Raw genomic sequence first — 20443 nt, forward strand, 5'->3', positions numbered from 1 at the left:
CAACCTCGCTGAGAAGGAGCAAGTCGGGATCGGACTCATGACAAAACGCAACGACTTTCCCACTCAAGCCATAGGGCTCCAAACGGCCTCGATCGCGATCGGGACAGCCTGGCGTTCCGGCACCGGCCTCCAGTTCAGCCGGTGCGGAAACCGGAACACCGTTCAAAGAATAGGCCGGAAATTTTCCGGATTATTTGAAGCCTCACGCTGTCTATCTACAAATGGATTTACGCTTGTAGAAATGATTGGCGTCCTCGCAATCATCGCCATTCTCGCCAGTCTCATTGCACCAAACGTGATCAATCAACTGGCCGCCGTAAAGCGGGATGCGGAGGATGAACAATTGGCAACAATCGCCCAAGGTATTGAACTCTACCTTCGGCAGACCCGTTCCTTTCCGGCAACACTCACCGCGCTGAGTCCGGATTATGTCGCGGCCGCTCTAGGACAACTCACCACGAACCCTAATGGATTTCTCCGCTATTATTTCGTGCAACCCAACATCAGTGGATTCACCAACTCTACAGGTCTCTCCACGACGGCCTTGGCGGACGCACGATTTATGGTCATTACCCATCTGTCCCAAAATGTGAATCCCTCCATTACCACGGATGCCGACTTTGAAACTTGGTGGAACACCGATGAAACAGGAATACCGGATCTTAAAATTCATCGCAGGCACGTTGGCCATTTATTTCATCTCCTCAGCCTCTCTGCCAATGGAGCCGGAGGCAGTTACGCGGTCGATGGGAGCCCGACTGATTCCGGTGGCGGCACGCTTGTGCCGCATAGTCGCTATCACTTCTCGGGAACCACGGTTAGTTTGGACGAAGCGAATACATTTAGTGTCCCAGAAACACAATTTACTCTGACCACCGAAGCCGGATTTCAATTTGACCCCGACTGCGCGGCAGGATCCCAATGGCGAATCAACAGTAGCGGCTGCTATAGCCCCTGATACTATGATCGACACCCCGCAATCACCCACATCATTTGCCGACGCCCAGACACCTATGCTGGAGATCCCCCTGAACCTCCAGAAGACCCTGGTGAAGAAAAAACAGACGATTTTAAGCGTCAGCCTTTCCAATGGTCGCTTGAAAGCCTTATCAATTGTGAAAAATACTATTGGACGGAGTTGGGAACCAGGCCGGCACGTGTCCCTCGACACACTTCGCGAAGCATTGGAAGAAGCGATTTACCACACCCAATTTCCCGGCACGCACCTCGCCATGCTCGTTGACCATCCGCGGCTTACCTCGCGGACCATTCAAATCCCTCCGATGCCCCTCACTGACCTCCTTCCCTTTCTTGAACGAAAGGTCCAACAGGAAAAACCGTGGGAGGGCCCAGCGGCTTGGCGATACCAGATTGGCCTGGAAGCGCGAGGAAAATTACATGTCCACCTTGATATATGGCCCCAAGACTATATCGATAAGATCGTGCACATCTGCCAAGAGTCGGGGTTATCTCTTCGTCAGTTGGCTCCTCTTTCTACTCTGGGTGAGAGTCAACTCAGCACGTTGCCTGTCGAACCGGGAAAAGGTTCGATCCTGATAACCATGCTTGAAGGCAAAATCTTGATTGTCGCAGGAAATGATGATGGAACCCCCATTTGGACTCGACATCTGTTCCCCGCTCAAGACTGGGTTCCACTTGGAGAGCGCGTCGGAACCGAGGCCAACCGAACGATAATGTTTATCACACAACAAACCAATTTAAAGTTTCCCTGCATCTGGTTTTGGGACGATGAAGAACGATTAACGGCGGGTGAAATACAGCCACACGTCAACACTCCCCTCATACCATATCCCATCAAGCCGGACTGGAATTACTGGCTGTGGGTCGGTGCAATGCTTCCGGTCAATCTGCACAGCAACTTCACACCCACGCAGGTTCTCCAAGCTCCGCTACGAAAGACCCTCACCAAGGCTTTCGTCGCCATGCTTGCGGTTTTTATTCTTTTCGGAGTCGGAACAACCAGCGTCATCGAAGGTTATTTAGCCAGACATCGCACAGCGATGCAGACCATGACCGACCAGGTCAGCGCCCTCCAGCAGGATTACGCGCAATGGGAAAGTCGCCTCATGTCATTAGACACGAAACGGCAATGGGCTCATTCCGTCAGCGAAACCACCACGCCGGAATTAGAAGGCCCGTTTCTCAGCTATTTGGGATCCATTATCCCCACCCAGGTCATCTTGCACAAAGCCTTTGTGGAGCGAACCCAGGACGGATGGAACGTGGAGCTGGACGGGAGCACTTCTACCAATCTTGCGGCCACATTGCTTGTGGTGGATCAATTCGTACAACAGCTGACGGATGGACCATATCATGTGTCCCTGCATGAAGATTGGCGAGATCAACTCTTGACCCAAACCGCCACCTCAAGCAATGAACGCCCGCTCTATCGGTTCACCTTGAAGGGAACCATGTCATGAAGTGGCTTCGCCGCTTTGAGTGGCCCAACCCCCAACAGCTCAAAAGCACGGCACTCGTGGTGCTACTGATTGGCACGTTATCCATGGTGGGCTGGATGAGTCTGGATAAACTTTTCACCATTCAGAAGCGTCAATCGTTGAATCAAGATGCGATCGGCTTGGAACAACAGGTGTCGGAACTTCGCTCTCAATACCTTCGGGCTCGTCCGGATGCGCTTGACACCCATTTACAACTGGCTGAGCAGCGCTTACTCCACAACTTCACCCATTTGGCGCAATGGGCGCAAACGCTTCAAATCGAGGGGAAACAGTGGAATCTCCTCATCCAGTATCGAATTCTGAGCACAGAACGCACCACCTCTCCAATCCAGGGAGTGACATTGGTTCCATTGGAAATTCAAAGCAACTCGCAGGGAAACCCTAATGCATATCGTTCCTATCTTCGTTTCTTAAAAGCCCTGACCCGATCCGGACCAAGAGTCGACATTCAGCATGTGACGGTCATGGGGGATGGTCAACAAGCCACTCATTTAACCATTGGATTGTCGGTATGGATGAAAACCCACGATTCCGTCGAGCTTTAAAAAATCCGTTTGTCGTGATTGGTCTGTGCCTTCTCGCAGGATTCGCGGTCTATACCAATATCGTGGATACGGCATCCGATGCACCGGGAATCATCTCCGTGGGATTGAATCGACTGCTTTCTGCCCGGACTCTCCCTCCCCTTACACCTACGGGGCGACCCCATGACGATGGGGCTGGTCAATGGATCGAATACGCCAGTCGTGATCCTTTTGCCCCCATCGTGACGGCCTCTCAGGTTCAAACGGACCCGGCTTCGATGGGAGGGGGCCAAATAGAGGAGAAGCAGGTGATGAATACGTTCACCCTTAGAGCCATTGCCGTCGAAGGTGAACAACGGAGTGCAGTGATCAACCGGACCGTGGTGTATGAAGGAGAAATGATTAATGGGTATCAGGTCCTGTCCATTCAGCCCCAAGGCGTGTGGCTCAAACATCAGGGCAAAAACCAATGGTTAACATTTTCAAAAAAAGCCACGTCATAATTTTTCTCATCACTCTATGAAAGACGACATGCCACACAACACCATAGTGAATCCTCAGACGTTCAATATTTCCCATCGACCGTCCAACGGAACATCCATCACATATGGCGTACGAGTTTTTCAAAGTCTGGCTCTTTTGGGCATGCTCAGTCTGTGGGGATGCACCATCGCCAATCCAGATGGAGACCGGTCAATCTCAGATGCCAACACCACACAGACTTCGCAGAGACTTTCCCTGAGTTCTGATTTGGCCGCATCATCCGTGAACAACCCTCGGGCGACATTTTCCCTGGAGGATCGCATGTTGCTCACCAGCGATCTCCCCAAGCCACCGACACCGGCACCTGTCCCTTCTTTGGGTCCCTTGTATTCGTTTCGCGCGCAAGATCTGCCTGTCATCGACGCGTTGGCCTTATTTGCTCGAAGCAATCATTTAAATATTGTGGCCGGGCCAGAAATCACCGGCACCATTACCGTGGATTTTCATCATCTGCCTCTGGAACAAGCGATGTCGGCCATTTTGGAAGCCCATGGTTATTACTGGGAACACCACCAGAACCTGATCCAAGTCAGGCAATTCAAAACGAAAACATTGAACGTCGATTACATCCGTCTCGTTCGGAGTGGAACAGGACAAAACCGCGCGCAGCTAAGCTCCGGTTCCAGCGGGGGGAGCGGAGGCGGCGCATCACAGGACACTGGACAAATCACGGTGAACCAGGAGGACGAAATAAAGTTCTGGGAAGAATTGGAAATGCAAATTAAGACTCTGATGTCCGAAGAAGGACGACTCGTGGTCAATCGTCTCTCAGGGACTATTCAGATATCCGATCGGTATAAACGCGTCGATGAAATTGACGATTTCCTTAAAAGCGTTCACCAAGCCCTATACCGACAGGTAGAGATCGAGGTGCGGATTTATGAAGTCGCCCTGGATGATCAGTACAGTCTTGGTATTGATTGGAGCAGAATTAATTTTGATGGCAAAAATGGCGCCATTGCCCTCTCAAACATAATTACCGCGCCCTTTGGAGGTTTCATGGCGAAAGCTGCCACGACCACTATCTCCTTCGAGGATGGGAGTTTTGATGGAGTGCTCACAGCTCTGGAAGAACAGGGCGACATTCGTGTGATCTCTCAACCTCGCGTGGTCACCATGAATAACCAACCGGCCTTAATTAAAGTCGCCACCGATGAACCTTTTTTTTCCTCAACCGTTGCTCAAGGAACTGCCGGGAGTGGCAATATTGTCACTGAGCAGGTGCGATCCGTGACGGTAGGCTTGGTCCTTTCCGTTACCCCTCAAATTTCCGAGGATGGATGGATTATGCTGGATGTGACTCCTATACTTTCCCGACTCCGTGAAATTAGGGAATCGCCAGGCGCTAAAAGGGGGGAGGGCGGTGCCACTGCTCCGGTTTTAGATGTCAAGCAATCCTCCGGATTGGTTCGGTTGAAAGATGGAGAAATGGTCATTATCGGTGGACTCATCCAAGAGGAAAGCTCAGAAACCGAGCGCAAGGTTCCTTTCTTAGGAGACATTCCCTACCTTGGTCGGCTATTTAAGGGAACATACACAGCTAAAAAGAAAAGTGAGCTGGTCATTTTTCTTTCCCCTAAGATTATACGAGCCTCATGATGACGACGTTAGATCTCAGCATGTGCTACCAGGAATTGGGCTTTACGGAACCCCCATTTCGCCTGACGCCGGATACCGATTACTTTTTCCCCGGCAGCCACCATCTGGAAGCGCTGAACCATCTCAGATTTGGCATTGCCAGTGGTGGACTCACCATGCTGACTGGAGAAGTGGGTCTCGGCAAAACCCTGTTGTGCCGGCACCTGCTTCGCCATCCGCCGACCGGGGTCCGGTTCGCTTACCTCATGAATCCGGATCAGTCCTATTCTGATTTACTTGTATCCATTTATGAAGATTTGACCGGGACACTGCCTGAGGATCAGTCCCTTGGGGCCTTACAACGGGAACTGCCTAAGCTGTTGCTCCGTCTGGCCGTGGAAGGAGAACGGGTCGTCGTGTTGGTGGACGAAGCGCACCGGCTCAGTGGAAAAGTCCTTGAAGGACTTCGACTTCTCTCCAATCTGGATACCGAAAAGGATAAATTGATGTGTCTCCTGCTGGTTGGACAACCGGAGTTGGAACAAAAGTTGGCGACTCGGGCCTTTCGACCATTGCGGCAGCGCATTAGCGTTCGCTATCGGCTGGAGTCATTTACCTGGCAGGAGACTCGTGCGTACATCCGACATCGATTGCATATCGCCGATGCCAGACACCGATTTCATCTTGGTGTGGGAGTCCTCTGGCTCATTTATGCTTGGAGCCGTGGAGTCCCCCGCCGCATCAATCAACTGTGCGACCGGGCCCTGTTAGCCGCTTATGCCCAGGGCCGACATACGGTGACTCCCATGATGATCTGGCGCGCAACCAAGGAATTTCTCCCGTAGCGAGAGAAACCCGGAAATCCAACAGACCATGAGTATCATCGCAGACACCCTCCAGCGACTTCAGACCCAGACCAAAAGTGAAGGGACTGAGACGACCCAGCAGGCTCCCCTTGTCCTTCCGGCTAGAGGGAGAAGAGAACCGGGTTGGCACCGCCGGCCCTCTCCTTTAAAGTTTTGGTTGATCGGGATCGGCATGGCAATCGGATTGAGCAGTCTAGGGATGGGTGCTTACTGGATCGGCTTACATCTGGACTTCGGAATGCCAACGGAAGCCTCTTCTTTGCCCAGACAACGTGTGGCTCTTTTACACTCCCCTCCACTTTCGGAGACTCCATCTGCTGATTCGATTTCTTTTGAAGCCACGCAGATACCAACTGCTGACCCAGTTGAGAGCCTCCCAGTATCTGCTGCCCAGGAACCCGACGAGGAATCGCCCGCACCCCAAAAGGATGCTTCAGTGGAGCCATCCTCTCCATTGAAGGTCGAGCATGCTTACTCCAAAAAATTCGTGGGAGAAACACCGACTTCCCCCGCCCCTTCTACACCAGTAATAACCTCCACATCCGATAACCTTCAGCAGAAAACCGTGGGCACATCTCTTTCAACGCCACACACAGCAACAGACCCAGCACCGAACCCCCCGAGCACTGATCCGAAAAAAATCGCAACCAGTCCTCCAGTCCCCGTCCTTGCCCAAACAGAACAACGTGATCCGGACCTTGTCGAAGTCGTATCCGCCAAAGAAACACGCACACCCATCCCGTTAGAAGCCGATTTAGAGGATGAAAGAATCACTCTGGATGAGCTCACAACCGCCACGTATCCTGTGACTGACGAGGCACCTGTCCCTGTCAACACCGCAGCTCTTATTCTGAAAAATGAGGAATTTCAGATGAACGGTCACAACACAGGTCCATCTCAGCCATCTCCAGCCAACTGGCTCCATCGCGCCAGAGAACTTATTCAAAACGGTGAATACAAAGAAGCACAGGGTATGCTCTCACCCCTCTTCCATGATCCCCCCGTCACCTGGGAACCATGGTTTTGGATGGGAACGGCATACTTGGGGGCAGGCCAGCTTGACCAGGCCGATCAGTATTTTTTGAGCGGCCTCGCACGTAACGACAAAGTTCCACAATTGTGGATCCAACGAGCTCTGGTGGCCCAGCAACAAGGGAGTTTCCAACTTGCCGTGCATGAACTTCGGCAAGCCGAGGCACTCCAACCGGATTTACCCCATATCCATTTGAATATGGGCTATGCCTATGAGCGAATGGGAAATAACCGGTTAGCGAATCAATATTTCGGTAAATTTTTACAATTAACCGAAGGCCAGCCGGATTTTTTTTCTATCAGAAAAAAACTGTTGGCCAGTATGACCTCAACAACCAAGAAGCGGGGCTCAACAATGGCCCCCCCCCAAAACTGAAGAAAGAGCAATAACAAACGGAATACGTTGGCGCTTGGAGATGCTCTCGCCACCATATTACTGGAGGTTTCACTGCCCAGGGCGGTCATTAAGTTTGGGGCCTATTCACCATGCACAAAGTTCATTCGACTCCCTCGGGACGCAGGACTAGACGTCCTCCCATTAAATGTTTCCTTTTTGGGAAATATTCCCTTAGCTTCGGAAATTGGTCCAGAAGAATGCAGGGCGATGATCACACGAGTCGCTGCTGTATCTGCCCTGGAACAATTAGAAACCTTCGATTTAGGAATGAAACATCCTCTTCAATTGATCGCCTCCCATTACCAGGCCAGCCAGCTGCTCTGAGCGACTCAATTGAAAAAAGGACCGGTCCTCTCATTTGAAAGTCTGACCTCAACTCGTGAAGGCCCATTAAGACCGCCATGACATTCGCTCCGACTGGACATCGCGTCATTTGGTTCGTGTGGTTTCTCGTATTCCTTGGTGTGCTCCTTGGTGTTGTCACCCTAGGCCTGACGAGATATACGCTCTTTGAGGTACAAACCAACAAAATAGTTGCGATGGAAGCAGGAGCGTTACAGAGGGAAATGGGTAATGCGCTGAATCATCTCGGTGTGCAGGCAGTGAAACAAATTGAAAGCACCCTGGAGAATCCTGTTGAGAGCATATTCAACCCCGATCCATTTCAATCCTACGTACATGCATTGAGTGAGCGACTAGACCAATACCCCACCGGAGACACCCACGGCATTTTGAGTCAAATGCTAAAAACTGGTCAGCGTCTGCAAGCCCTCGGCGTGGAGGTGCGAAAGTGGGTCCAACATTCCGGGCCAATCTTGAAAGACCTGCAATCACAGCAGACCATAAAAATGGCTCGGGAACGATTGAAAAACTTGAGAAACCAAATTCAAACCTGGGAAGAGAAGACACGTCTAGCACAAACCATGGCCTACCGCAAAGGAAAACAGGCCTCTCCTTCGGAAGCGTTGGTGGTCGCCGATGACTTGCTCGCGCATCAGATTCGCCATGCCGCCCTAGGGGTGTCGATTATTCAGACAGAATTGGGAAACCTGTCCGTATTATTGGAAACCCTGTATGGCGAGCGCAATCCCGATCGGCTCATCGATTTAAAAGATTCCCAATTGCAACAAAATTTGACTCGACTCGCCCTGGGAATGAATATGCTGGGAGGAAACTCGCCCATTCCAAACGACACTGTTCAAAAGATTCTTCAGGATTTAGGGTCCATCTTCTTTGGTCAAGGGTATTCGATAGACAAGACACATCAAACCATAAAACTAGGCTCTGGAGGTCTGTATCGTTTCAAACAGAATTCTCTTCGTTTGGAGGCGGAACGTGCGGAATTCTATGTACGCTTGGAAGACATAAAAGAACAGATTGGTGAGGCTCAAGTGTCATTCGCCAAACTGGCGTCCCAACAAACCCAAGAAGTGACAAATAAATTCGAAAACTCCTTTGCGCAAAGCTGGAGATTCATGTTGACCCTCAGCCTAATATGTGTAGCCGGATTTTTATCCACAGCATGGATAATTTCCCGGTGGATTCATAAGCAATTGACGCTGTTAGAGACCTCGAAAATCCAGGCCGAGGCCGCAGTAAAAGCCAAATCCCAATTTTTAGCCACCATGAGTCATGAAATCCGCACCCCCATGAACGGGGTGATCGGGATGACGGGCCTCTTACTCGAAACCGATCTGACCTCGCAGCAACGCCAGTTGGCCAATACCGTGCGGTCCTCCGGCGAAACCCTGTTAACCCTCATTAACGACATTCTCGATTTCTCCAAAATCGAAGCCGGCAAGCTCGAGTTCGAGATCATTGATTTCGATCTGCGCACCACCCTGGAGGACACGCTCGACTTGCTGGCCGGACCAGCCGGCACCAAACAATTAGAACTCGTGGGGCTGGTCTCCGCCACGGTACCGACCGCCCTGCAAGGAGACCCCGGGCGCCTGCGTCAAATTCTCATGAATCTGGTGGGGAATGCCATCAAATTTACTGCCCGCGGTGAGGTCGTCGTCCAAATGGAGGTCCTCGATGACACTCCCGACACCGTCACCATTCGGGTGGAGGTTCGCGATACCGGCATCGGCATTGCCCCTGAGGCCCACACCAAAATTTTTCAGCCCTTTTCGCAGGCCGATAGTTCGACTACCCGCCAGTTTGGTGGCTCCGGCCTTGGCCTGGCCATCTCCAAACAACTCGTAGAACAGATGGGCGGAACCCTGGGGGTGGAGAGCAGACCGGGGCAGGGCAGCACCTTTTGGTTTACCGCGTGTTTGACCAAACAACCCGCCCCCGCCCAGTCCCGCACCCCCGCCAACACCCACCTGGTGGGCCTCACCGTCTGCGGAGTCGACGATCACCCCACGAATCGCCAGTTATTGGCGCAATACTTTCAGGACTTGTGTATGACTGGCTCTCTGGCCGCCACTCCCACGGATGCTCTGACCCTCCTCCAGCAGGCAGCCCACCACGGCAGGCCCGTTGACCTCGCCATCATTGATATGGAAATGCCGGATATGGATGGGCTGCAGTTAGCTCGCACCATTAAAGCCGACCCGAACACCGCGGCCGTGCGCCTCGTGCTGCTCACCTCCTTGGGGACGCGGGGCGATGCCAAGGCCGCGCAAGAGGCCGGGTTTGTCGGCTATCTGACCAAGCCCATTCGAAAAGACCAGTTACAGGTCTGCCTGGAAACAGTCATGGGCTATGAGCCCATGGACCCCACCGCCGTCTCGCGCCCGTTGATCACCTCACATCGGCTGCAGAAATGGTGTCGGCCAAAGGCGGCCCGGATTCTGGTCGCCGACGATCATCACGTCAATCAGCAATTGGCGGTTATGCTAGTGGAACGCCTCGGGCACCGTGCCGACGTCGTGGCGAATGGCCAGGAAGCCCTCGAAGCCCTGTCCCGGATTTCCTATGATGCCATTCTGATGGATTGCCATATGCCAGAAATGGATGGATATGAGGCCACGCGCGCGATTCGTGCGCAGGAAGCAAAAGAAGGAAAACATAACGAGTTAGGTGACAAAGAGCCGATTCACTCTCAACCCTTTCTTCTGACTTCTGATATCATTCTTCCCATTCCCAAACACATGCCTATCATTGCCCTCACTGCCAATGCCATGCAGGGGGACCGGGTCAAATGTTTGCAAGCGGGAATGGATGATTACCTGAGCAAGCCTATTCGTCCCGAAGAACTGATCCGCGTGTTGACAAAATGGCTGCCTCACCAGATTTTCGATATTCCAACTCAGGACGAAGGCCCATACCCCCTGCCTCATTCATCTCCTTCCGGATCAACAGGACAGCCTGCAGTCAACACCCAAACCTTAAAGGAACTTGAAGAACTTGGAGGCCGGGCGTTTCTGGAGTCCATGATTCAGAAATTCGTCGAAGACGCCCTCCAGTGCGTCACCCTCATCGAGCACGCGCTGGACAAACACAACCTCACCCAATTGAATGAGGCTGCCCACGGCCTCAAGGGGATTTCCCGAAACATGGGTGCCGACTCATTAGCACAATTAGCGGTTCAAATTGAAGCCACCTGTAAGGCCGGAGAAGTGGCCGCTCTGTCAAACTGGGAACCCCAACTTCACGACGTCTTCCAACAAACCCGGACCGAACTCGAGAATGTTTTTAACAGAGCGAAATAGGGGAAAGTGTTGAGAGGGAACAATCCTCGCCTTTGTGCTCCTCACCACTTTTAGCGTAAGACTCTTCCTCCAAACCATTCCTCCCTGCTCCCGGCTTCATTCCAAATCAAAAAGCACGTTACTTCAAGTTTCACTTGTTTTGACCGACATAAACAAAAGATAAATACCATCTCCAGGCGGAAAGAATCGCATAAGAATCGATGAAACGTCTGCCCAATCTCAATGCTGGTAGCCGGTCAACCAGGCTTCATTCTCGATGATTACGTTGATCCTTTTGATGTCATACGGACTACAATGATTTCCCAACAGCAATGCCAAAATGCCACGATTCTCATCGTGGATGATCAAATGACCAACATCATGTACCTGGAGAGTATTCTAAAAAACGGCGGGTACACTCAAGTCCATTCCACTCAGGATCCCACTAAAGTGATACCTCTGTTTAAAGAGCTGGATCCAGATCTGATTTGCCTTGATATCCGCATGCCTGAACTTAATGGGTTTCAGGTGATGGGGCAACTTAAAATTATTCACAAGCACGGGTTTCTCCCCATTCTGGTCCTTACCTCAGAAGAGGACCGGGAAACCCGCCTCCGCGCGTTAGAATCGGGGGCCAAAGACTTCCTGCCTAAACCATTCGACAAGGTGGAAGTGTTAATGCGAATCCGCAATTTGCTTGAAGCCAGTTTGCTCAACAAAACGGTGTCCCAACAAAATGACATACTGGAAGAAACCGTCCGGATCCGTACTCAAGAGCTCAAAGACACTCAACTGGAGGTGGTCCACCGCCTTGCCCGTGCAGCCGAACATCGAGACAATGAAACCGGCGCGCATATCATCCGCATGGCTCACTTTGCCGTGGTCTTGGGACGTGCCGCCGGCATGACAGAAGAAGATTGCGATGTGCTCTTTCACGCGACCCCCATGCACGACGTCGGGAAATTGGGGATTCCGGACCGGATCCTCTTGAAACCCGGAAAATTAGATCCCGAAGAATTTGAAATCATGAAACAACATACGGTCATCGGCGCTCAACTCCTCTCCAACAGCCACTCTCCCGTCCTACAAATGGGAGAAGCGATCGCTCTTACTCATCACGAAAAATGGAATGGCTCAGGATACCCAAATCGCCTGGCCGGAAAGGATATTCCGTTAGTCGGCCGAATTTGTGCCATCGCCGATGTTTTTGATGCGCTCTCATCCAAACGATGCTACAAGGATCCCTGGCCTCTGGATAAAACGCTCAAGGAAATGCACTCCCTTTCAGGAAAACAGTTCGATCCTCATCTGGTGGACCTGTTTCATGAACTCCTGCCAGTCATTACTGACATTCAGCAAACCCACACGGATATAGAGATTCCCAAATTCGACCTGCTGAAAACCAACAACCACGTCTAAGCAACTCACTCCCACCATTTGCGCTCCGTGGACCCGTTTCCACTCTTATCCACCCACTTGCTCATCTTGTTAGTATGCTGGATTTTCTCACCCGCACTTGACGTTCAGAGAGTGTTCCATTCATTGCGTATCCAAATAGACCCGTGTGGTCAATAGGATTTGATCCTCTTCCCCAGATCCTTTGGCTCCAGGAGAATTTCGCACAAGTCTGATTGGTGTGGATGTCATGACCCCTCGGGATAATGCGGGATAAATGCCCTGCCTCAACTTCCCCCATGGCCCTCATTCACATTTCTTTGTTACTTTTTTCCCGGACTTCCCCTTAATTTTACATTCTTTCCTTCCGACAAAGTCAGTAGCAACACTGTTGTAGAATAACAGCCCACAACGGGGCAGATATTTGGCATATTCTTTGCCCCATGACCACACACAACCCTAGGTCTCAATTGTCAGACAAACCCGATCATGACGTATGACTAAAATCGAGAGTTAACATGTCCTTCGTTCCACTTCATGCAACCGCTCTGCGACTGGGATTGTACATCAAGATTGAGGGATCCTGGTTCAGTCATCCATTTCCAACCAACTCATTCAAAATCGAATCGGCGAAAGACCTCGAAACACTTCGTGGACTCACGAAGGTCAAGTTGTATTTCGATCCAGATCGTTCGGACCCGGAAGGGATTCCTCCCGACCACACTAAGGCGCTTGACCGGAAGGGGGTTCAAAGCGCCGTAGAACCGAACAAAGAACCTTTAAACGAACCTGAGATCATCACCCCACACGATTTCTTGGAGGAGGAAGCAACGCCGGAAGATCCTATACAACGAAAAGTCGCCCAACACCAAGCCTTCCAGGTCTACCAAGAACATTTGCAAGCAGTTGGTGGACAATTTCAGGAGGTGGTGCAAGAAGCCAAACAGGTCATGCAGGACGTGATCACTGGCCGCCCTCGAGGTCTCCGGACGGCCCAGAAAATTGTCGGAGAGCTTTATGAGATTCTCGATATCGCTGACAACTCGAGAGCACTACTGAACCTCATCGGTTCCAACGAACCGAATGAGGAATTTTTTCTGCATGCGCTCAATGTCTGTTCACTATCTCTCATGGTCGGGCAGGATTTGGGATTATCGCGTGAGGAGGCTGAAAAACTGGCTCTCGGAGCTCTGTTCCATGACATTGGCGAACTCAAGTTTCCGGCAGAGCATTTATTACGAAAAGGGTCGATGTCAGCTTCCGAACGGAAGAACTTTTTGAGTACGCATCCGAAGTACGGCGTGGAGTTGGCCGAGAAATTGCCTAACTTCCCTTATGAAGCGATTGACGTGATTCGCCAACACCATGAACGCCTCAACGGGTCAGGATTCCCAACAGGGAAAAAAGACGATCAAATCAGTAAGTTCGCCAAAATTGTCATGGTGGTGGATGAGTACGATGAATTGTGCCATCACCCGGATCCAGCCAAATCTCTCATTCCCTCAGAGGCCCTATCCTATTTATACGTCAAATGCCGTCACACCCTATGGCATGACGTGGTCGTCTCGTTAATCAGTCAGTTGGGTGTCTACCCTCCAGGCTCACTGGTTAACTTGAGTAATCAGAAGATTGGAATCGTCACCAGCGTGAATCTCGCGAACCGGCTCAGGCCGGTCATCCTCGTCTATGATGAACATACCTCTTCGGATGAACCGATTATTTTGAACCTGTCTGAAGAGGATGAGTCGCTCTCTATTGTCAGTGCCATTCGACCCATTGACCTTTCTGCCAAAATCAGGGAATGCCTCAACCCTCGCCGAATCATTAGCTACTTTCCCTCTTCCGCAGATTCCGGAGTCGGAGGTCTGCGAACTTTAGCCGGGTCCACATAATCCCTGCATAGGAAGGCCTCGTTAGACCATTCTCACGAACACACCTCGTGTTTTGTGCGACATGGAAATCTATGGGGGAAGGGACCGCCCAACGATCTGACGGATCCAGGCCACCCATGTTTTCCTCGCTTCAAGAGGAGCCTCGGGATCAGGATACTCCACCCAAAGCTCCTGATTCCCAAGATACTGCTCACCAATAAAGATGCGTTGGGTTCGTAATTGCCGATAACCCCTCTCATGCAACATGTGAATGAGACCGTGCAGGACCTGGTCTTCGGTAGGAAGGGGATCGACATCTATCTGAAGCGATTCATAGCGGAGCTTGGCCTGGAATCCTCCTTCACAGGAAATGACATGAATTTGCCGATTAAATCCACGGTCACGGTCATCCAACCCGGCAACATGATAGATATGGACGTGAGGAGATGTGGAACTCATACGCGTAAGGGCCTATCATACCTCGACTTGACATCATCGCATAAGAGGAAAAAGGCCGTCGAGCCCTCGGATGCACCAACAGCCCTTGTCCGTCCCCATACAGATCCTCTTCAGTCCACAGCAGGCCTTCGTCCAAAAGTATGCGTTCTGGACTGACGGCATAAGCCATCATTTTCCGCTGACTCCTCTTGCACTCACTGGCGTGCTTTTCGTATCGTGTTCCCGAAGTATTGTCAGTGAATGTTGGGGGAATATTTGTGTCGTATTCCCCATTTTCATGTATTCCCATAAGACCCCATGCCAAGTCCACTGTCCCTGCAAAACTCGGTTGAACGCCCTCAAAAAAACCGGGGGCAAGTCTTAGGTCTAGCCTTGCTAGTGGCCACAGTGGTCTTCGTCGTGGACCTCTTCCTCCCCATGGGAGTCGCCGAAGCGGTCCCTTATGTCGCTAGCGTGCTGATTGCCCTCCGGTCTCCGGATAAAAATGATCCGTTGCGTTTGGCAGGCCTCTGCACCCTTTTAACAATCATCGGGTTTTATTTTTCGCCTTCGGGGGCTGAACCATGGATTGGCATGACGAATCGATCGATTGCCTTATTTGCGATTTGGTCGACCGCCCTGTTAGCCATGCAGGTGAGAGAGTCTGACGAGGCGACTCGTGACCAGAGTTCCATGCTGACCGGCATTTTGTCGAATATGCCGGCCGTGGCATTTCGAATCGATCAGGAAGGGGTCATGCATGATTCCTTCGGTCGCGGCCTGGCTCGTTTCGGGTTAAAGGAACTGGCCGCCATTGGCCGTATTCCCTTGGAGCCACCTGATCGGATAAAAAACCAAGTCAAGCAAGGAACTCTTGCCAATTCGGTGTTTTACGAGAGCAATGGAATCCTGCAGGGGAAGCCCTGGTGGTTTTTAAATTGCCTGTGCAAATTGGAAGGCGACCAACCGGACCTCATTGGGTTTGGCATTGATATTACTGATCGCAAGCGTGCAGAGCGACGCCTGGCCTTGCACGATGCCATCGCAGACATCCTGACCACCGCATCTAGCATTTCTGAAACATATCCCCAAATTCTCAAAGCCATTTGTCACACGCTGGATTGGAAGGTGGGCATCCTCTGGCGAATGGACTATCACCGACAGGCTCTGGGAGCCGCCGTCATTTGGCCATCGGACTCTCCTCAAGCTCAAGCGATGTCATCATCAAACTCCAGTTGGGCGCTCACGCCTCCTGTAGGATTGGCTGGACAGGTGTGGGACATTCGAAACCCTCTCTGGATCAGAGACCTTGCCGACTACCACAAAGACCCTAGAAGCCAGGTGGCCTTGGAAGTGGGACTTCACGCCGGATTCGCCATTCCCATTTGCCTGGCTGGGAATACGAGAGCGGTGCTCGAATTCTTCTCCCCATTCCCGGAGGAAGCGGATGATATGCTGCTTCAACGGCTTTCGAATATTGGTTTTCAAATTGGCCAGTGTATCGAACGAGAGCATAAGGAACGTCGACTGGCCACGCATCATAGTTTAACCAATGTTCTCGCCGAATCAGCTGGAATGACTCAGGCGGCTTCCCTTATCCTGGAAGCCATTGGTGACAATTTAGGATGGGATCTCGGAGCTATCTGGACACTGGACCCCTCGCAACAGGTCTTGCGTTGCCTCAATGTCTGGCATTCCCCTCACTTAAACCTGGATGCCTTCCGACAGGCCTCCCAAGCGATAACGTTTGCACGGGGAGTGGGATTACCAGGTCGAGTGTGGAAAAGCGGCCAACCGTCATGGATCACCGATGTGGTATCCGACCCAAACTTCCCGCGCGCGGCCGCTGCCGCACAAGAAGGTCTCCATTCCGGATTCGCTTTCCCCATGAAATCGGGGACCGAAATTGTTGGCGTCATCGAATTTTTCCACAGAGATATTCAAAAGCCCGACGAAGAACTGTTGGCCATGTTTGCCTCCATTGGCCTTCAAATTGGCCAATTCATCCAGCGGACCGCCAAGCAAAATTTCAATGGATAATCGATAGTCTCGTGAATTAATTTTTGGCCTGACTGATTGGTAACCACGACATGCACGGGGCATATCTTTTCCTAATAGCATTTGTGACCTATCATCGGAATCTACCGCCTCCCTCCTAAAAATGACTGCTACTTATCCAGTGCTTTCATGGGTTCATGGCCTTCATTTCAATAACTTACGGGGGGACCTGTATGGTGGATTAGTGGCGGCGGTCGTGGCCTTACCGCTAGCCTTAGCCTTCGGAGTGACATCTGGACTCGGGGCCATTGCCGGTCTGTATGGAGCTATTTTTGTCGGGTTTTTCGCAGCCCTCTTCGGCGGGACTCCTGCACAGGCCTCAGGACCAACCGGTCCGATGACCGTCGTGATGGCCGGCATCATCTTGAACTTTGCCGGTGAACCGGCATTGGCATTTACGGCTGTCATCCTCGGCGGGGTCTTCCAAGTCTTATTTGGACTGATGGGGTTTGGTCGGTATATCACTTTGGTCCCCTATCCGGTCATTTCAGGATTTATGAGCGGCATCGGAGGAATTATTCTCATTCTTCAGGTTGCCCCCTTTCTCGGTTTGGAAGCAAAGTCCAAAGTCGTGGCCAACCTCATGGCCATGCCTGAGTACCTCGCATCGTTTTCTCTCCCCGCCATGTTGGTAGGTTCTCTCACATTGGCCATTGTCTATCTCACTCCTCCCACTATCGGCAAACGCCTTCCACCGGTGTTATTGGCTCTCATCGTTGGAACGATGGTCGCTGAGATGTTCTTTCCAACCCTTCCGGTTATCGGAGACATTCCCACAGGATTTCCCTCGCCGATTTGGCCAACCATGCATATCAATGCTCTCGTCATAATGGTTGAAGAAGCCCTCGTCCTGGCATTATTGGGAACAATTGATAGCCTACTGACTTCTCTCGTGTGTGACAATATGACACGGACCCAACATGACTCCAACCGGGAATTGATCGGCCAGGGCATTGGGAATATGGCTGCGGGGTTTTTCGGAGGCCTTCCAGGAGCCGGCGCCACCATGCGATCCGTGGCAAATATTCGAACTGGAGGCCGCACGCCTCTCTCTGGCATGTTTATGGCGGTCGTTCTTCTCGGCACTCTGCTTGGCTTAGGCCCTCTGGCTGAAAAAATTCCACTGGCGGTTCTTGCCGGTCTGCTTATCAAGGTCGGAATCGATATTATTGATTGGCGATTTCTGAAACATATGGCGCAAGCTCCACGAACCGAAGTTTTAGTGATGATCGTAGTCCTATTAGTCACGGTTTTGGTCGACCTCATCACGGCGGTGGGAATTGGCGTGGTACTGGCCAGCGTGATGTTCGTGAAGCGAATGGCCGATCTGGAACTTGAAAACCTCAGTGTGATCACGGGTGCCTCGAATGAAACACCGCTGTCAAAAGAGGAGCAACGCATCCTGAACCGAAACCGCGAGCGCATTATCATGATTCATGTGAATGGACCGATGAGCTTCGGATCAGCTAAAGACATGGTTCGTCGCTTAGAATCGGTGAAAAATTTCAGTACCTTTTCCAGCGTAATTCTCGATCTCACATCGGTACCTTCCATCGACGGAACGGCTGCATTAGCTATCGAAGACATGGTGGTGATGGTGAAAACGCATCAACAGGATGTCTTTTTTGTGGGTATGCGTCCGGGAGTTGCTCGAGTTCTCAAAGGACTCGGGGTGCTCGATAAGGTCCCGCCCGAGCATCGATACCCTCTTCGGTTGGATGCATTACGCCATGCGGCTCATACAGGCGGATCCACCCATCCGTACGATGTCCCTCCCACGGAAATTCAATCTGAACATCCCAAACCTTCATGAGGTATGTTTTTTGATAATGTAGCCTTCTCTGGTTCTGAAGCATTCATAGTGGCGCTGAGAAACTCTGCCCTGCGCCCATCCCTTTAAAGGCCTGGATGCGAGAAAGATCCCCAATCAGTGTATTGACCCTAACAGTATTGGTTTAATCAGTCAGACTCTATCTGGAACCACCGGTCCGAAAGGTTACCCAACTGAAATGAAGACAACAGTTCCTCAAGCGCTCATACAGAATTTCCTGAACCACACTCCAACCTGGTACAAACTGACCATTCTGGGATTTTTAATCCTCAATCCCATCTTGTTGATGAGCATTGGGTCGTTTTACACCGGATGGGTCCTCATCCTGGAGTTTATTTTTACGCTGGCCCTGGCTCTCAAAAGTTATCCGCTACAACCCGGTGGCTTGCTCGCACTTGAAGCCGTCCTATTGGGAATGACCACACCCGCTACGGTCTATCATGAAGCGCTCAATAATTTTCAGGTGATCCTGTTATTGATTTTCATGGTGGCCGGGATCTACTTCATGAAAGATTTGCTCTTGTTTCTGTTTACAAAAATTTTATTAGGCGTCCGTTCAAAAGTTTTGTTGGGACTCTTGTTTTCCATCATGGGTGCCTTCCTTTCGGCATTTCTCGATGCCTTGACGGTCACGGCGGTCATCATTGCCGTCGCCTTGGGTTTTTATAACATTTACCACCGGGTGGCCTCTGGCAAATCGTCTCAAACCTCTCATGATTCGACAAGCGATCAGGAAATCGGCTCGCTTCACCGCGAAAATTTAGACAGCTTCCGAGGTTTTCTTCGAAATTTATTAATGCATGGAGCAGTGGGAACAGCATTGGGCGGAGTTTGTACTCTCGTGGGGGAACCCCAAAATTTATTGATCGCGGACAAGGCGGGCTGGGAATTTATGGAGTTTTTTTTGCGCATGGCCCCTGTGACAATTCCAGTTTTAGCCACGGGATTGTTAACCTGTATGTTTGTGGAAAAAATACGATGGTTTGATTATGGCTTTCAACTCCCGGATCCCGTTCGCCTCATTTTGGTGGAATTCGAAACTGAACAGCAGAAACGACGGGATTCCGGGGACACGGCCAAGCTTATTATTCAAGCGATTGCCGGCATTTGGCTGATTGTTGCCTTGGCCTTTCACCTGGCGGAGGTGGGAATTATCGGACTCACGGTGATCGTATTTATTACCGCCTTTAACGGGATTATCGAAGAGCATCAGCTTGGAGAAGCGTTTAAGGAAGCGCTTCCCTTCACGGCTCTCCTCGTCGTCTTTTTCGCCATTGTGGCGGTCATCCAGGATCAGAATCTGTTTTCCGGCATCATCGGGTATGGATTAAGTTTGCAAGGATCTCATCAAATCGGCATGTTTTATTTGGCCAACGGTGTTCTTTCGGCTATCAGCGACAATGTCTTTGTTGCAACGGTTTACATTCAGGAAGTGCTCCGTGCCTTCCAGGCGGGCACCATTACCCGCGACCAATTTGACCTTTTGGCCGTTGCGATTAATACCGGCACGAATATTCCCAGTGTGGCAACCCCCAACGGACAAGCCGCATTTTTATTTTTATTAACCTCCTCACTGGCTCCGGTTATCCGCTTATCCTATGGAAAAATGGTATGGATGGCACTTCCCTATACGTTGACCATGGCCAGTGTCGGCCTGTTTTCCGTGTATTTTTTGTTGGATCCGGCGACAGCATATTTATACGAGACCGGACTCATCCAACACCATAGCTTGGATAGCTCGGGCCATCCCACAGAACCGCTGGCACATTAATGGTTGAAGAGGTCAGAT

14 protein-coding genes are annotated in these 20443 nt (G+C 51.3%); 13 read left to right on the forward strand and 1 reads right to left on the reverse strand.

Features of this window, described 5'->3' with window-relative positions:
- Positions 1-37 precede the first annotated feature (37 nt).
- The 10 genes from LX98_RS17640 (at position 38) to LX98_RS17685 (ending at position 14348) form a co-directional block, all read left to right on the forward strand.
- Entirely contained in the window at positions 38-958 is a 921-nt protein-coding gene (locus LX98_RS17640) for a prepilin-type N-terminal cleavage/methylation domain-containing protein (RefSeq protein WP_496430102.1), read from the forward strand.
- Positions 894-2441 (forward strand): hypothetical protein, encoded by a 1548-nt coding sequence (locus tag LX98_RS17645; protein ID WP_496430103.1) that lies wholly within the window; start codon positions 894-896, stop codon positions 2439-2441. Before LX98_RS17640 ends, LX98_RS17645 begins: the two co-directional genes overlap by 65 nt.
- Positions 2438-3025 carry a hypothetical protein gene (locus tag LX98_RS17650; RefSeq protein WP_496430104.1) on the forward strand — a complete coding sequence of 196 codons (588 nt, stop codon included), beginning with the start codon at positions 2438-2440 and terminating at the stop codon, positions 3023-3025. Before LX98_RS17645 ends, LX98_RS17650 begins: the two co-directional genes overlap by 4 nt.
- On the forward strand, positions 2992-3507 hold the full coding sequence (locus LX98_RS17655) for a hypothetical protein (RefSeq protein WP_496430105.1): 516 nt from the start codon (positions 2992-2994) through the stop codon (positions 3505-3507). Before LX98_RS17650 ends, LX98_RS17655 begins: the two co-directional genes overlap by 34 nt.
- A 28-nt stretch (positions 3508-3535) precedes the next feature.
- Positions 3536-5146 carry a secretin GspD/PilQ domain-containing protein gene (locus LX98_RS17660; protein ID WP_496430106.1) on the forward strand — a complete coding sequence of 537 codons (1611 nt, stop codon included), beginning with the start codon at positions 3536-3538 and terminating at the stop codon, positions 5144-5146.
- Positions 5143-5970 (forward strand): AAA family ATPase, encoded by an 828-nt coding sequence (locus LX98_RS17665; RefSeq protein WP_496430107.1) that lies wholly within the window; start codon positions 5143-5145, stop codon positions 5968-5970. Before LX98_RS17660 ends, LX98_RS17665 begins: the two co-directional genes overlap by 4 nt.
- A 28-nt stretch (positions 5971-5998) precedes the next feature.
- The gene (locus tag LX98_RS17670; RefSeq protein WP_496430108.1) at positions 5999-7399 is read left to right on the forward strand and encodes a tetratricopeptide repeat protein; all 1401 of its coding nucleotides are present in this window, start codon (positions 5999-6001) and stop codon (positions 7397-7399) included.
- Positions 7400-7821: 422 nt separating this feature from the next.
- On the forward strand, positions 7822-11082 hold the full coding sequence (locus LX98_RS17675; RefSeq protein WP_496430109.1) for a response regulator: 3261 nt from the start codon (positions 7822-7824) through the stop codon (positions 11080-11082).
- A 294-nt stretch (positions 11083-11376) separates the two neighbouring features.
- Positions 11377-12480: an HD domain-containing phosphohydrolase gene (locus LX98_RS17680; RefSeq protein WP_496430110.1), complete on the forward strand. Its 1104-nt coding sequence runs from the start codon at positions 11377-11379 to the stop codon at positions 12478-12480.
- Positions 12481-12974: 494 nt separating this feature from the next.
- A complete protein-coding gene (locus LX98_RS17685) occupies positions 12975-14348 on the forward strand; it encodes an HD domain-containing phosphohydrolase (RefSeq protein ID WP_496430111.1) in 1374 nt (457 codons plus the stop codon).
- A 69-nt stretch (positions 14349-14417) separates the two neighbouring features.
- Here LX98_RS17685 and LX98_RS17690 read toward each other — a convergent pair whose 3' ends face one another.
- Positions 14418-14786 (reverse strand): hypothetical protein, encoded by a 369-nt coding sequence (locus LX98_RS17690; protein WP_496430112.1) that lies wholly within the window; start codon positions 14784-14786, stop codon positions 14418-14420.
- 297 nt (positions 14787-15083) lie between these two features.
- Here LX98_RS17690 and LX98_RS17695 point away from each other — a divergent pair, with 297 nt between their 5' ends.
- The 3 genes from LX98_RS17695 (at position 15084) to nhaB (ending at position 20425) form a co-directional block, all read left to right on the forward strand.
- Entirely contained in the window at positions 15084-16805 is a 1722-nt protein-coding gene (locus tag LX98_RS17695; protein ID WP_496430113.1) for a GAF domain-containing protein, read from the forward strand.
- A gap of 139 nt (positions 16806-16944) precedes the next feature.
- Positions 16945-18636: a SulP family inorganic anion transporter gene (locus tag LX98_RS17700; RefSeq protein WP_496430114.1), complete on the forward strand. Its 1692-nt coding sequence runs from the start codon at positions 16945-16947 to the stop codon at positions 18634-18636.
- A 196-nt stretch (positions 18637-18832) separates the two neighbouring features.
- Positions 18833-20425, forward strand: coding sequence for a sodium/proton antiporter NhaB (nhaB, locus tag LX98_RS17705; protein WP_496430115.1), 1593 nt, complete (start codon positions 18833-18835; stop codon positions 20423-20425).
- The last annotated feature ends 18 nt before the right edge of the window (positions 20426-20443 follow it).

It is taken from the genome of Nitrospira marina (assembly GCF_059568365.1).